The 14,558-nt window shown below is 65.2% G+C and carries 14 protein-coding genes; 9 read left to right on the top strand and 5 right to left on the bottom strand.

The genetic code is table 11. From position 1 onward, the window contains the following. Nucleotides 1-15: 15 nt before the first annotated feature. The 9 genes from BRPE64_RS23705 to BRPE64_RS23665 all read left to right on the top strand — a co-directional run bounded on the left by BRPE64_RS23705 (nt 16) and on the right by BRPE64_RS23665 (nt 10,025). Nucleotides 16-1,290, top strand: coding sequence for an NAD(P)/FAD-dependent oxidoreductase (locus BRPE64_RS23705; RefSeq protein WP_016347435.1), 1,275 nt, complete (start codon nt 16-18; stop codon nt 1,288-1,290). 49 nt (nt 1,291-1,339) lie between these two features. Beyond that, a complete protein-coding gene (locus BRPE64_RS23700; RefSeq protein ID WP_016347434.1) occupies nt 1,340-2,962 on the top strand; it encodes an ABC transporter substrate-binding protein in 1,623 nt (540 codons plus the stop codon). 85 nt (nt 2,963-3,047) lie between these two features. Continuing rightward, complete coding sequence (locus tag BRPE64_RS23695; protein ID WP_016347433.1) at nt 3,048-4,004, top strand: ABC transporter permease; 957 nt, start codon at nt 3,048-3,050, stop codon at nt 4,002-4,004. Next, nucleotides 4,001-4,930, top strand: a complete 930-nt coding sequence (locus BRPE64_RS23690; protein WP_044042924.1) for an ABC transporter permease — start codon at nt 4,001-4,003, stop codon at nt 4,928-4,930. The genes BRPE64_RS23695 and BRPE64_RS23690 overlap by 4 nt, the downstream gene beginning before the upstream one ends. Then, nucleotides 4,927-6,762 (top strand): ABC transporter ATP-binding protein, encoded by a 1,836-nt coding sequence (locus tag BRPE64_RS23685; protein ID WP_016347431.1) that lies wholly within the window; start codon nt 4,927-4,929, stop codon nt 6,760-6,762. Before BRPE64_RS23690 ends, BRPE64_RS23685 begins: the two co-directional genes overlap by 4 nt. Continuing rightward, complete coding sequence (locus tag BRPE64_RS23680; protein WP_016347430.1) at nt 6,759-7,073, top strand: (2Fe-2S)-binding protein; 315 nt, start codon at nt 6,759-6,761, stop codon at nt 7,071-7,073. Before BRPE64_RS23685 ends, BRPE64_RS23680 begins: the two co-directional genes overlap by 4 nt. Further along, a complete protein-coding gene (locus tag BRPE64_RS23675) occupies nt 7,058-8,446 on the top strand; it encodes an FAD/NAD(P)-dependent oxidoreductase (RefSeq protein ID WP_044042923.1) in 1,389 nt (462 codons plus the stop codon). The genes BRPE64_RS23680 and BRPE64_RS23675 overlap by 16 nt, the downstream gene beginning before the upstream one ends. Next, on the top strand, nt 8,443-9,606 hold the full coding sequence (locus BRPE64_RS23670; protein ID WP_016347428.1) for an NAD(P)/FAD-dependent oxidoreductase: 1,164 nt from the start codon (nt 8,443-8,445) through the stop codon (nt 9,604-9,606). The genes BRPE64_RS23675 and BRPE64_RS23670 overlap by 4 nt, the downstream gene beginning before the upstream one ends. A 2-nt stretch (nt 9,607-9,608) precedes the next feature. Further along, complete coding sequence (locus BRPE64_RS23665; protein WP_016347427.1) at nt 9,609-10,025, top strand: helix-turn-helix domain-containing protein; 417 nt, start codon at nt 9,609-9,611, stop codon at nt 10,023-10,025. A gap of 68 nt (nt 10,026-10,093) precedes the next feature. Here the strand turns inward: BRPE64_RS23665 and BRPE64_RS23660 are convergent, their stop codons facing one another. The 5 genes from BRPE64_RS23660 to BRPE64_RS23640 all read right to left on the bottom strand — a co-directional run bounded on the left by BRPE64_RS23660 (nt 10,094) and on the right by BRPE64_RS23640 (nt 14,553). Continuing rightward, complete coding sequence (locus BRPE64_RS23660; RefSeq protein WP_016347426.1) at nt 10,094-10,438, bottom strand: cupin domain-containing protein; 345 nt, start codon at nt 10,436-10,438, stop codon at nt 10,094-10,096. A gap of 10 nt (nt 10,439-10,448) precedes the next feature. Beyond that, nucleotides 10,449-11,417 (bottom strand): M14 family metallopeptidase, encoded by a 969-nt coding sequence (locus BRPE64_RS23655; RefSeq protein WP_016347425.1) that lies wholly within the window; start codon nt 11,415-11,417, stop codon nt 10,449-10,451. Continuing rightward, a complete protein-coding gene (locus tag BRPE64_RS23650; RefSeq protein WP_016347424.1) occupies nt 11,414-12,886 on the bottom strand; it encodes an NAD-dependent succinate-semialdehyde dehydrogenase in 1,473 nt (490 codons plus the stop codon). The genes BRPE64_RS23655 and BRPE64_RS23650 overlap by 4 nt, the downstream gene beginning before the upstream one ends. Nucleotides 12,887-12,899: 13 nt before the next feature. Then, nucleotides 12,900-13,964, bottom strand: a complete 1,065-nt coding sequence (locus BRPE64_RS23645; RefSeq protein WP_016347423.1) for a tartrate dehydrogenase — start codon at nt 13,962-13,964, stop codon at nt 12,900-12,902. 91 nt (nt 13,965-14,055) lie between these two features. Continuing rightward, nucleotides 14,056-14,553 carry an Lrp/AsnC family transcriptional regulator gene (locus BRPE64_RS23640; protein WP_016347422.1) on the bottom strand — a complete coding sequence of 166 codons (498 nt, stop codon included), beginning with the start codon at nt 14,551-14,553 and terminating at the stop codon, nt 14,056-14,058. Nucleotides 14,554-14,558 lie beyond the last annotated feature (5 nt).

The following is a 14,558-nucleotide window of genomic DNA, read 5'->3' as shown; positions in this document are numbered from 1 at the left end:
ACGCGAGCAACGCCGATGAAACTCGACTCCTACTGGCTCGATACCGCGTCCGCCATGATCCCGACGTGCGAAGGCCCGGCCGACGGTCAGGCCGATGTCGTCGTGATCGGCGGCGGGTTCACCGGTTTGTCGGCGGCGCTCGCGTTGGGCAAGCGGGGCGCGTCCGTCGTCGTGCTCGATGCCGGGCGCATCGGCGGCGGCGCATCGGGCCGCAATGGCGGTCAGTGCAATACGGGCGTCGCGCAAGACTATGCGGCGCTGCGCGCGCAACTCGGTGCCGAGCGCGCGCAAGGCTGTTATCGCGCGTATGCGGCGGCGGTGGCGACCGTCGAGCGTCTGATCCGCGAGGAACAGATCGATTGCGACTATCTCGCGTCGGGCAAGCTCAAGCTCGCCGCGAAGCCGCATCATCTCGCCCATATCGCGGCCACCGCCGAGCTGATCCGGCGGGAAGTCGATCCGGATATCGATCTGCTCGACCGCGAACAAGTCCGCAGCGAAGTGCAATCCGATGCCTTTCACGGCGGCCTGTTGCAGCGTCACGGCGGGCAGATGCACATGGGCAAGTTCGCCGCCGGTCTCGCGCGGGCGGCGGTGACGCAAGGCGCGCGTCTCTACGAGCACGCCGAAGTCACGAACATCGTGAAGGAAGGTGGCGCGTATCGCATCGAGTCGAAGCGCGGTTCGCTGCGCTGCAAGCAGGTGTTGATTGCGACGGGACCGTCGAAGCATGGCCCGTTCGCGTGGTATCGCCGCAGGCTCGCGCCGGTGGGCTCGTTCATCATCGTGACGGAGCCGCTGCCCGAAGATCAGTTGAACCGGCTGCTGCCCAATCGCCGCTCGTACACGACGAGCCGCCTCATGCACAACTACTTTCGCGTGACGCACGACGCGCGTCTTCTGCTCGGCGGACGCGCGCGCTTCACGGCGTCGGAGCGTCCGTCCGATGCGAAGAGCGGTCGTATCCTGCAAGCGAATCTCGCGGCGATCTTCCCGAGTCTCGCGAGCGCGCGCATCGACTATTGCTGGGGCGGTCTCGTCGATATCACCGCCGACCGGCTGCCGCGCGCGGGCCAGCACGACGGCATCTATTTCTCGATGGGCTACAGCGGCCACGGCACGCAGATGTCGACGCACATGGGCCAGATCATGGCCGAGGTCATGAACGGCAACACGGCGGCGAACCCGTGGCGCGAGTTCGACTGGCCCGCGATTCCCGGTCACACGGGCAAGCCATGGTTTCTGCCGCTCGTCGGCGCGTATTACTCGATCAAAGACGTTTTCTATTGAGCAGCCGCAAAGCTGCCGACTATCTACAGCCCCTCACGCGGAGAAGTCCATGAGCATCGATCGAACGACTGAAACAGTTGCCCATGCCGATGCCGGCACACGGCTCGAAGAACTGACGCGCCGTGGCGCGTCGAGGCGCAACGTCCTTCGCGCGATGGCCGCGGGCGGGCTCATGTCGATGACGGGCGCGGGTCTCCTCACGGCGAGCGGCGCGGTGTTCGCGCAGGACAAGCCGAAGCAGGGCGGCCGGATTCGCGTGGCGACGCAGTCGTCGTCGGCGGCCGATACGCTCGATCCCGCCAAGGGCGCGCTCGGCACCGACTATGCACGCGCGTTCATGTTCTATAGCGGCCTGACCGAGCTCGACAATCACCTCGGCGCGAAGATGGCGCTCGCCGAATCGCTCGAAACCAAGGACGCGACGGTCTGGGTCGTGAAGCTTCGCAGCGGCGTGCAGTTCCACGACGGCAAATCCCTTGCGCCCGCCGACGTCGTTTATTCGCTGATGCGCCATAAAGATCCGGCGGTCGGCTCGAAAGCGAAGACGCTCGCCGATCAGTTCAAGGAGATCAAGGCGACCGGTCCGAACGAACTGACGATCACGCTTTCCGGCGCGAATGCCGATCTGCCGGTGATTCTCGCGGACTCGCACTTCCTCATCGTGAAGGACGGCACGACGGACTTCAAGACGGCTGTCGGCACGGGTCCGTTCAAGGTCAAGGAGTTCGCGCCGGGCGTGCGCACCGTGGGCGTGCGCAACGAGAAGTACTGGAAGCCGGGCATGCCGCATCTCGACGAAGTGGAACTCATCGGCATCGCGGACGAACCCGCGCGCGTGAACGCGCTGATGTCGGGCGACGTGCAACTCATCAACGCGGTGAGCGCGCGCTCGACGGAGCGCATCAAGGGCACGCAGGGCTTCGCGGTGCTCGAAACCAAAACGGGCCAGTACACCGATCTCATCATGCGCGACGACGGCGGCATCACCGGCAATGCCGACTTCCGCCGCGGCATGACGTATTTGATGGATCGCGAGCAGATGCGCCGGACGATCTTCCGCGGCTATGGCGCGATCGGCAACGACCAGCCGATCGATCCGAGCAACAAGTACTACATGTCGGGGCTGCCGCAGCGCGGCTTCGATCCCGACAAGGCGAAGTTCCACTTTCAGAAGGCGAAGCTCGGCAATGCGCCGATCCAGTTGTATGCATCGCCGGCGGCGGAAGGCTCGGTCGAGATGGCCGTGCTGATGCAGCAGGTCGCGCCGCAGGCAGGGCTGAACCTGCAGGTCGTGCGCGTGCCGTCCGACGGCTACTGGTCGAATCACTGGATGAAGCATCCGCTCGGCTTCGGCAACATCAATGCGCGCCCGAGCGCGGACGTGATCTTCACGCAGTTCTTCAAGTCCGATGCGCCGTGGAACGAAGCCAACTGGAAGAGCGCGCAGTTCGACCAGATGCTGGTCGCGGCGCGCGGCGAACCCGACGACGCCAAGCGCAAGAAGATCTACGGCGACATGCAGGAGCTCGTGCACACGGACGGCGGCGTCGGCATTCCGATGTTCCAGAGTTCGCTCGATGCGCATACCACGAAGCTGAAGGGCCTCGGCGGCATTCCGCTCGCGGGTCTGATGGGCTGGATGTTCGCCGAGAACGTGTGGCTCGAGGCATGAACATGCGCTGACACGCACTGACCAGGACGCGCCGCCATTCGCGTGACGGCGCGCGACGCAAACCTTCAACGAGAGGCGGTATCCGATGAAAGTTCACGCGCAACGACTCATCGCCGCGCGCCTCGGCCTCGCGCTGCTGACGCTGCTGATCGTGTCGATGGTGGTGTTCGGGATCACCGGACTGCTGCCGGGCGACGCGGCGCAGCAGGCGCTCGGTCAGGCGGCCACGCCCGAGCAGGTGGCGGCGCTCAGGCATCAGTTCGGCCTCGATCAACCCGCGGTCACGCGCTATTTCGCGTGGCTCGTGCATGTGGTGACGGGCAACTTCGGCACGTCGCTGTCGAACAATCTGCCCGTCAGCGAACTGATCGCGACGCGTCTGCCGAACTCGCTCGTGCTCGCGGGACTCACCGCCCTCGTCTCCGTGCCGGTCGCGCTGGTGATCGGCATCGTCTCCGCGATGTATCGCGGCTCGCTGCTCGATCGCGTGCTCAACGTGCTGACGCTCTCGACCGTCGCCGTGCCCGAGTTTCTCGTGGCGACCATCGCCGTGCTGATCTTCGCGGTGAAGCTGCGCTGGCTGCCCGCGCTGTCGTATCTGTCGGATGTGTCGTCGTTCGGCGCGCTCGTGCGCACCTACGCGATGCCGGTGATGACGCTCTGCTGCGTGATCGTCGCGCAGATGGCGCGCATGACGCGCGCGGCCGTGCTCGATCAGCTGAATGCATCGTATGTGGAGATGGCGCTGCTCAAGGGCGCCTCGCCGATGCGCGTCGTGCTGCGGCACGTTCTGCCCAACACCATCGGCCCGATCGCCAATGCGGTCGCGTTGAGCCTCTCGTACCTGTTCGGCGGCGTGGTGATCGTCGAATCGATCTTCAACTATCCCGGTCTTGCGAGCCTGATGGTGGATGCCGTCACCAACCGCGACATGCCGCTTGTGCAGGGCTGCGTGATGGTGTTCTGCGCGGCGTATCTCGCGCTCGTGCTGATGGCCGACCTGTGCCAGATCGTATCCAACCCGAGGCTGCGTCAACGATGAACCGACCCGCTCATTCTCACGCCACGACCGTGCTATACGAGCCGCCCGCCGCCGATGCCCCGCAGGAACCCGCGCCGGTAGCCAGGCGCAGCGCCTTGAGGCGTCTCGTGAACCGCTTCTCGGTGCTCGGGCTGATCGGGCTTTGCATCGTCGTGTTCTGGCTCGCGATCGCTTTCATCGGTCCGCTCGTCGCGCCGTACAAGGGCGGCGCATTCACGTCGACGGAAATCTTCGGTTCGTATAGCGCGGCGCATCTGCTCGGCACCGACTACCTCGGCCGCGACATGCTGAGCCGCATTCTCTACGGCACGCAATACACGGTGGGCCTCGCGCTCGCCTCGACGGTGCTCGCGAGCGTCATCGGCACGTTCTTCGGCCTGCTCGCGGCGGTGTCGGGCCGCTGGCTCGATGAAGTCCTGAGCCGTCTGTTCGATGCGCTTATTTCCATTCCGAGCAAGATTCTCGCGCTCGTCGTGATCGCCGCGTTCGGTTCCTCCATTCCGATGCTGATGACGGTCGCCGCGCTCGCCTACATTCCCGGCGCGTTCCGCATCTCGCGCTCGCTCGCCGTGAACATCATGACGCTCGAATACGTGCAGGTGGCGAAGGCGCGCGGCGAGAAGATCTTCTATATCGCGCGCGTGGAGGTGCTGCCCAACATGATTCATCCGATGCTCGCGGACTTCGGCCTGCGCTTCGTGTTCATCGTGCTGCTGCTGAGCGGCCTGAGCTTTCTCGGTCTCGGCGTTCAGCCGCCGAACGCGGACTGGGGCTCGCTCGTGCGCGAGAACATCGGCGGTCTTGCCGAAGGCGCGCCCGCGGTGCTGATGCCCGCCGTCGCGATCGCGACGCTGACCGTCGGCGTGAATCTGCTGATCGACAGTCTGCGTCGTCACGGCGCGCGCGGAAACGGAGCCGGACAATGACAGCGAACATGATCGAAGTGAAGGGCCTGCGCGTGGTTGCAGGCGTCGCGCCGGACCCGGTCGTCGAAATCGTGAAGGGCGTCGACTTCAGCGTGAAGCCGGGCGAAGTGCTCGCGTTGATCGGCGAGTCGGGCTCGGGCAAGACGACCATCGCGTTGTCCTTGCTGGGACACGCGCGCAATGGCTGCGCGATTGCGGGCGGCTCGGTGAAGATCGGCGACATCGACGTGCTCGCGCTCGATCACAAAGGCCGCCGCGCCTTGCGCGCACGCACGGTCGCTTATGTCGCGCAGAGTGCATCGGCGGGCTTCAATCCGGCGCGCACGATCATGGATCAGGTGATCGAGCCCGCGTTGCTGCACAAGCTCATGACGGCGCCCGCCGCGCGCGAGAAGGCGATTGCCCTGTTTCGCTCGCTCGCGCTGCCGGGCGCCGAGAGCATCGGCGATCGTTACCCGCATCAGGTGTCGGGCGGGCAGTTGCAGCGTCTGATGGCGGCGATGGCGCTGATCACCGACCCCGCGGTCGTCGTGTTCGACGAACCGACCACCGCGCTCGATGTGACCACACAGATCGAAGTGCTCGCGGCATTCAAGCGCGTGATACGCGAGCGCGGCACGACGGCCGTGTACGTGTCGCACGATCTGGCCGTGGTCGCGCAGATGGCGGACCGCATCGTCGTGCTGAACGGCGGACGCGTGCGCGAGAACGGCACCACCGCGCAAGTGCTCGACGAACCCGCCGACGACTACACGCGCCAGTTGCTGTCGGCGACGCGCCGCCCGGAGATGGAGTTCGGCGTGGCCGCGCAGGCACGCGACGTGCCGCTGCTCGAAATCCGCAACCTGAGCGCGGGCTATGGCCGCGTCGACGGCAACGGCATGCCCGCCGTGCGCGTGCTCGACGATGTGAGCCTGAAGATCGCGCGCGGCAAGACGCTCGGCGTGATCGGCGAATCGGGCTCGGGCAAGACGACGCTCGCGCGCGTGGTCGCGGGTCTCGTCGATCGCGCGCGCGGCGACGTGCTGCTCGACGGCAAGCCCTTGCCCGCGAAGCTGTCCGAACGCACGGCAGAGCAATACCGGCGCGTGCAGATCGTGTTCCAGAACGCCGATACCGCGTTGAATCCGAGCCGCACCATCGCCGACATTCTCGCGCGGCCGATGAACTTCTATCACGGCCTGCGCGGCGCGCCCGCGCAGAAGCGCATGCTGGAACTGCTCGATCTGGTGAAGCTGCCCGCATCGATCGCGAAGCGTCAGCCGGGCGGTTTGTCGGGCGGACAGAAGCAGCGCGTGAATCTCGCGCGTGCGCTCGCGGCGAAGCCCGACCTGATTCTCTGCGACGAAGTGACGTCCGCGCTCGATACGGTCGTCGGCGCGGCGATCCTCGATCTGCTGGCGGAACTGCGCCGCGAACTGAACGTGTCGTACATGTTCATCAGCCACGATATCTCGACGGTGCGCGCCATCTGCGACGAAGTGATGGTGCTCTATGCCGGCCAGTGCGTGGAAGCGGGCCAGCGCGAGGCGCTTTCGCATCCGCCTTATCACCCGTACACGGGCTTGCTCGTCGATTCGGTGCCCGCGCTGCAACCCGGCTGGCTCGATTCGCGCCGCGCGATGGCGCTGGCCGCGTTGCCGGCGCTAGGCCCCGAAAGCGATGCGGACGAACTGTGCAGCTTCCGCTCGCGCTGCCCGGCGCGCATCGACGGCAAGTGCAATATCACGCCGCCTGCAAAGAAGACACTGCCTTCGGGCGCGGAGATTCTGTGTCATCACAACGCCGCCGATCTCACGCGCATGCAGACGACCGAAACGGTGACGGCATGAGCGGACGCTTCGTGAGAGTCGCGGAGAAGGGCCGCAGGACGTTCGACATCGTCATCGACGGCAAGCGCGCGCTCGCGGCCGAAGGCGACACGCTGATGGTCGCGTTGCTGACCTCGCAACAGGACCTGCGCGACTCCGAATTCGGCGATGGCCGTCGCGCGGGCTTCTGCGTAATGGGTGCGTGCCAGGACTGCTGGGTGTGGACCGCGAACGGCGAACGCCTGCGCGCCTGCACCACGCAAGCGGTGCAAGGCATGTCGATCGTCACGCGTCTGGCGCTCGTGGAGGAAGCCGTATGGCCGCAACCGTAATCGTGATCGGCGCGGGTCCGGCGGGCGTGCGCGCTGCGCAGGCGCTCGTGGAGGCGGGCTTGCGTCCGGTCGTCATCGATGAAGGCAGAAGGGACGGCGGGCAAATCTATCGGCGTCAGCCGGAAGGATTCACGCGCACGTACGAAACGCTGTACGGCAGCGAAGCCGATCGTGCCCGCGCGCTGCATCGCGACTTCGACGCATTGCGCGGCAAGATCGACTACGTGCCCGAAACGCTCGTATGGAACATCGAGCCCGGCGCGGTGCATGTGATGAGCGGCACACGGCATCGCAGGATGACATTCGATGCGCTCATCATTTGCAGCGGCGCGACCGACCGGCTGATGCCCGTTCCCGGCTGGCATCACGCGGGGACGTATAGCCTCGGCGGCGCGCAAGTCGCGTTGAAGTCGCAAGGCTGCGCGATCGGCTCGCGCGTGGTGATGATGGGCACCGGCCCGTTGCTCTATCTCGTCGCCGCGCAATACGTGAAGGCGGGCGCGACAGTGAGCGCGGTGCTCGACACCTCGACGTTCGCGGACCGCATGCGCGCGTTGCGGCAACTGCTCGCGGTGCCGTCGACGCTGAAGAAAGGCATTGCGCTCATGGGCGTGCTCAGGCGCGCGCGCGTGCCGGTGCATCGCGCCATCACGCCGCTTGCGATTCTCGGCACGTCCGAACACGGCGTGCAAGGCGTGCGCGTCAAACAAGCGAATGGCGCGACGCTGGACGTGCCATGCGATGCGGTCGCTATCGGCTATCACCTGCGCTCCGAGACGCAACTCGCCGATCTCGCCGGCTGTGAATTCCGCTTCGATCAGGCATTGCAGCAATGGCTTCCGCTCGCCGACGAAGACGGACGCAGCAGCGTACACGGCGTCTATCTCGCAGGCGACGGTGCGCGCGTGCGCGGCGCCGATGCCGCCGAACGCGCGGGACGGCTCGCCGCGCTGGCTGCGCTAAGCGACATGAATATCGGCGATCACGCGCAGGAAGCCGACAAGTTGCGTATGCAACTATCGCGCTTCACGCGCTTTGCCGCCGGCCTGCGCACGGCCTTTCCGTGGCCCGCGCGACTGGCCGCGGCGCTGCCGGATGACACCATCGTCTGTCGTTGCGAAGCGGTCACGGCGGGCGAACTGAGACGCGTCGTCAACGAGATGGGCGCGCAGGAAGCGAATCGCGCGAAGGCATTTTCACGCGTCGGCATGGGACGGTGCCAAGGGCGCTTCTGCGCGCATGCGGGCGCCGAAGTCATCGCGGCGGAAGCGCGCGTGCCGCTCGAAGCGGTCGGACGTCTGCGCGGACAGGCGCCCGTCAAACCGTTGCCGATGGCGCTCGCACCGCACGAGGACATGGAGACGAGCGAATGAACGAGCGTGCCGATGTGATCGTGATCGGCGGCGGCATCGTCGGCACGACGACCGCCTTCTTTTTGCAGCGACGCGGGCGTTCGGTGATTCTGCTCGAACGCAATCTGACGGGACAGCAGGCGAGCGGCGTGAACTTCGGCGGCGTGCGTCGTCAGGGGCGGGCGCTCGAACAACTCGCGATGTCCAATCGCGCACTGGAAACATGGCGGCGTTCGCGTGAACTGCTGGGCGAGGACATCGAGTTCTTGCCTTCGGGTCACACGCGCGTGTGCTATCACGCGCATGATGCCGAGTACTTTCATCGTTATGCCTCCGATGCGCGCGCCTACGGACTCGATCTCGAAGTGCTCGAGGGCGAGGCCCTGTTCCGGCGCTTTCCGTTCCTCGGCCGCGATGTGCTCGCTGCATCGATCTCGCCGCTCGACGGACATGCGAATCCGCGCCTCGCCGCGCCCGCATTCGGCCGCGCGGCGGCACGGCTTGGCGCGCGCATCGTCGAGAACACGGAGGTGGTGCGCGTCGAAAAGGAGGCGGGCGGCTTTCGCGTGGAAAGCGCGGCGGGCGATGTCTATCGCGCGGAGCAAGTGCTGATCTGCGCGGGCGCCTGGGCCAATACGTTGTCGACACAATTCGGCGAACCCGTTCCGCTTGCCGCGCGCGGACCGCAAATGGCCGTGACCGAACCGGTGCCCTATGTCTTCCGCGATTCGATGGGCGTGTACACCTCGACCAAGGCAGAGAGCGTGTATTTCCGGCAGATTCCGCGCGGCAATATCGTGCTCGGCGGCGGCACGCCCGGTCCCGCGGATGCCTCGGCGCGGCGCGCGTCCGTGCTGCCCGCGAACACCGTCGCGCAAATGGAGCAGTTTCGCCGCATGGTGCCGGCCATGAAGCCGCTGCATGTGATTCGAGTATGGAGCGGCGTGGAAAGCTATCTGCCGGATTCGGAGCCGGTGATCGGCCCGAGTTCGAAAGCCGACGGCCTGTTTTACGCGTTCGGCTTTTCCGGCTCGGGCTTTCAGATCGGCCCGGGCGTCGGGGAAACGCTCGCTGAACTGCTGGATACGGGCAGCACGCCGATCGACCTCGGCTCGTTTTCCATCAGACGATTTCAGCACGCGCAGTCGACGCGCGCGGCGTCGGTCACTTCCGAGTCGTAGCCATGAACCAGACCAATCTCATCGACGCGCTCGCTTATATCGAAGCGAATTTCGACAAGACCGTGAGTCTCGCGCAGCTCGCGACACTCTCGGCGTTGAGCGTGTCGCGCTTCGCCACGGTGTTTCGTCAGCAAGTCGGGCTTTCGCCCTACAGATACATCTGCGAATTGCGCGTGCGGCGTGCGCAGACCTTATTGCTTGCGGGCGTGCCGGGATCGGTCGTCGCGAGCGAAGTGGGCTTCTTCGATCAGAGTCATCTGGCGCGTCATTTCAAGCGCTTTTGCGGCATGACGCCGAGTGCGTTCGTCGAGCGCGCGCGCGACAAGGCGCGTTCGGCCGAGCGCGATGCCGGTTTGCGCAAGCGTTTCGTGCAGACCGGGCCGCGGTTATTTGCTTTCGACGATGCGCATGTCGCCTGACGCTTCCTGACACGTTCCGCCTTGCTACAGGAACGTGATGTTTCCCGGGGTCGCGCCGCGCCGCGCGCTCAGAAAATGACGTAGACCTTGCGCATGGTTTCATCGACTTCCCAGGTGCCTTCCGTGTTCGCCGCGAAGAACAGCGTGTCGCCGCCGGTGAAGTGGACAGTGTCTTCGCCATCGGGCGTGAAGCGGCCGCGGCCCGCCAGAAAATGCATGACTTCCGCCTGTTTCACCGAACGCCGATACGTGCCCGGCGTGCATTCGAACACGCCCGTATCGATCGCCTCGCTGCCGGGGATCACCTTCTGCACGCCGGAAATCCTGATCTCCTGCGTGCCGGGAAGACCCGCCGTGCCCCAATCGTCGAGACCCTGAATCCCGATGCTTTGCCTGATCTGCTGAACCTTCATGTCTTCGCCTTTAGAGAGAGGGAATGCGTCGTTCGATCTTGCCGAGCCGCACGACCGTCACGCCCGGGCGCAACTGACGCAGCGATGGCATCACGAGCATGCAATCGTCGTACGGTGTCTCGACGGGCGCGCCGTCCGACCAGCCGATCACGCTGCCCGCTTGCGCAAACACTTCGAGGCCGGTGTAGTCGCCGGCGAAGCGGAAGTCCATGCTCTTCGCGACAACCGGCTGCGTCACGCGCACGACGAGCATCTCAGGCGGCGTTTCGCGAATCCAGTCGGCGGGCAGGTCTTTCGCGTCGATCACGCCCGAGAGCCTGAGAAAGCGCGCCGTCACATCGCGTGCAACCGTGATCGCGCTTGCCTCCCAGTGCTGCCCGCATTCGATCAGCAACGCGTTCTTCGCGCTCGCCGGGTCGCCGAAGCCTTCGTAGTCGCGCATGCGCCGGCCTTCGGGATGACCTTCGTCGCAGATGACGGTCGCAGGCGTGCCGAGTCGCGCCGACAGCGCGATGCCTTTGTCGAGCGGTCCCGCGACGATCAGAGGCTTGCTCTTCTCGTGCATCGAGTGCAGATCGAGCAACAGATCGACGGTATCGATCACCGGCCGCATCGCGCGGGCGCGTCGCAGTTCGCTCGAATCGCGCGTGGTGTCGTCGAGCGTTTTCGTCGCCCATACGCGGTTGAAATCCTGATCGACGAAGCGCGATGTGTCGGGCGCGTTCGCATCGAAGCGCGCATAAGCATCGACGTTGGCGAACGCGAGTGTGAGCTTGCCGCGCCGTGGCCGCAGATTCGCGCGCAACAACGCATCGACGACGATCGCGCCGCACACTTCGTTGCCGTGCGTGAGCGCGTTGATCATCACGTGCGGACCGTCGATGCCCGACTCGAACGTATGCACGAACGGAATGCCCGTATTGCCGGCCGCGTGCGCGGCGATGTCGGGGAAGGTGATTTCGATCGGATAAGCGTTCATTCGAGATTGCCCTGACAGAGATACTTGATCGACAGGTAATCGTCGAGGCCGTACTTCGAGCCTTCGCGTCCATAGCCGGACTCTTTGACGCCGCCGAACGGCGCCGCTTCGCTGGCGATCGCGCCTTCGTTGATGCCGACGAGACCGGCTTCGAGCAGACGCGACACGCGGTCGATACGGCGCACGTCCTGGCTGTAGAAATAGGCCGCGAGGCCGAAGGGCGTGTCGTTGGCGGCGCGGATCGCCTGCTGTTCGTCGTCGAAGCGGAACAGCGGCACCACCGGCCCGAAGGTTTCCTCGCAGCTCAGTTGCATGTCGGGCGTGGCGTCGGCGAGCACGGTCGGCGCGTAATAGTTCGGTCCGCGTTCCGCGACGCGCTTGCCGCCCGTGAGCACGCGCGCGCCGCGTTGCACTGCGTCGTTCACATGGCGCTCGATCTTCTCGACGGCGCGCGCATTGATCATCGGGCCGATCTGCGCGTCGGGATCCGTCGCGGGCGCGACCTTCAATGCGGCGACGCGCCGGGTCAGCAGCTCGGCGAACCTGTCGTAGACCGGCGCCTGCACATACACGCGATTCGGGCACACGCACGTCTGCCCGCCGTTGCGAAACTTCGATGCCATGAGCCCCGCGACGGCGGCGTCGAGATCGGCATCGTCGAACACGATGAAAGGCGCGTTGCCGCCGAGTTCGAGCGACAGCTTCTTGAGCGTCCCCGCCGCTTCGCGCGCGAGATACTTGCCGACCGGTGTCGAACCGGTGAAGGTGATCTTGCGCACGCGGTCGTCGTCGAGCCAGTCCTTGACCGTGTCGACCGCATGGTCGCGCGATGCGCTGACGAGATTCAGCACGCCCGCCGGTACGCCCGCATCATGCGCGAGCAGCGCGAGCGCAAGCGCGGTGAGCGGTGTATCTTCGGCCGGCTTGCCGACCACCGTGCAGCCCGCCGCGAGCGCGGGCGCGATCTTGCGCGCGATCATCGCGAGCGGAAAATTCCACGGCGTGATTGCAGCGACGATGCCCACCGGTTCCTTCACCGCGCTCATGCGTTTGCCGCGCTGCTGCTGCGGAATGATGTCGCCGTAAATGCGCGTCGCTTCGTCCGCGAACCACGCGACGTAGGACGCGCCGTACATCACCTCGCCGCGTCCTTCGGCGAAAGGCTTGCCCTGTTCGAGCGAGATGAGACGCCCGAGCGCGTCCGCATGCTCGACGATCAGCGCATGCCAGCGATGCAGCACGGCGGCGCGATCCTTCGGCAAGGTATCGCGCCAGGCGGGAAAGGCGCGCGCGGCGGCGTCGGTGGCGGCGCGCGCATCGGCGGGGCCGCTGTCGGCGACTTGCGCGATCACTTCGCCCGTCGCCGGGTCGGACACGGCGAAGCGCTTGCCGCTCGCAGCGGCCACCCACTGTCCGTCGATGAAATTGTCGGCGCGCATCAGATCGCGCAGTTCATGGCGTGTCGTCACGATGGTCTCCCTGTTACGCGATCAAATGTGCGATCGCTTCGCCCACTTCGGCGGTGTTCGCGCGGCCGCCCAGATCGCCGGTATGCGGGCCTTCCTTCAGCACGCTTTCGATGGCGGCGAGCATCGCATCGTGCGCGGCGCGTTCGCCGAGAAAGTCGAGCATCATCGCGGCGGACCAGATCATCGCGATCGGATTGGCGATGCCTTTGCCTGCGATATCCGGCGCCGAGCCATGCACCGGCTCGAACAGCGACGGGAAGTTGCGCTCCGGATTCATGTTCGCCGACGGCGCGATGCCGATCGTGCCCGTGCATGCGGGGCCGAGGTCCGACAGAATGTCGCCGAACAGATTGGTCGCGACGACCACATCGAAGCGATCCGGATTGAGCACGAAACGCGCGCACAGAATGTCGATGTGCTGCTTATCCCATTTGATATCCGGATACTGCTGCGCAATTTCCGCGGCACGTGCGTCCCACCACGGCATGCTGATCGAGATGCCGTTGCTCTTCGTCGCGACGGTGAGCGTCTTCTTGCGGCGCTGCGCCAGATCGAACGCGAACTTCAGCACGCGTTCCGCGCCGTGACGCGTGAAGATCGACGTCTGCGACACGAACTCGCGCTCGGTGCCTTCGAACATCACGCCGCCGACCGACGAGTACTCGCCTTCAGTGTTCTCGCGCACGATCATGAAGTCGATGTCGCCCGCGCGACGATTGGCCAGAGGCGAAGGCACGCCGTCGAAGAGACGCGCGGGCCGCAGGTTGATGTATTGATCGAACTCGCGGCGGAACTTGAGCAGCGAACCCCACAGCGAAATATGGTCGGGCACCGTCTGCGGCCAGCCGACCGCGCCGAACAGGATCGCGTCGGCGTTCTGTAGTTGCGCTTTCCAGTCGTCGGGCATCATCTGGCCGTGCTTTGCGTAGTAGTCGCAACTCGCCCATTCGATGTGCGTGTATTCGAGCGCGATGCCGAAGCGCTTGCTGACGGCATCGAGTGCGCGCAAGGCTTCGGGCATCACTTCACGGCCGATGCCGTCGCCGGGAATCACGGCAATACGATATGTGCTGGACATGTGCTACTCCGCGTGGATTGGATCGACGAGAAAAAGCACGCACGTGCAAAGCGTGCGTGCATTCGAATGAAAAGAGAGTGAGGCGCGAGCCTCAGTGATGGTTCTGCGAGAACAGCGTTTCGAGCGGGAAGTGCGTCTTCACGAACGCTGTCTTGATGATGACGTAGCTGAAGTATTTCTCGATGCCGATGCCACGCTCCAGCAGCCCTTCGATAATGCTCTGATAATGGCTCACGCTGCGCGTGACGAACTTGAGCAGATAGTCGTAACCGCCGCTCGCCAGATGACATTCGACGATCTCGTCGACATCTTTCACCGCATTCACGAAGTTGATGAAGTCTTCGCGGCGATGATCGGCGAGCGTGACTTCGGTGAAGACCACCTGCACGTCGCCGAGCTTCTCCAGTTGAATCTGCGCGCCGTAGCCCGCAATGAAACCCGCCTTCTCCAGCCGCTTCACGCGAATCAGGCAAGGACTCGGCGACAGACCGACCGCATCGGCGAGCTCCACGTTGGTGATGCGCCCCCGCTTCTGCAATTGCGAGAGAATACGCAGATCGATTCGGTCCAGCTTGCAGTCTGTGCTCATCGCGG

The sequence above is a fragment of the Caballeronia insecticola genome, from assembly GCF_000402035.1.
Lineage (GTDB): Bacteria > Pseudomonadota > Gammaproteobacteria > Burkholderiales > Burkholderiaceae > Caballeronia > Caballeronia insecticola.
This window is presented reverse-complemented; position numbering and strand designations above follow the sequence as displayed.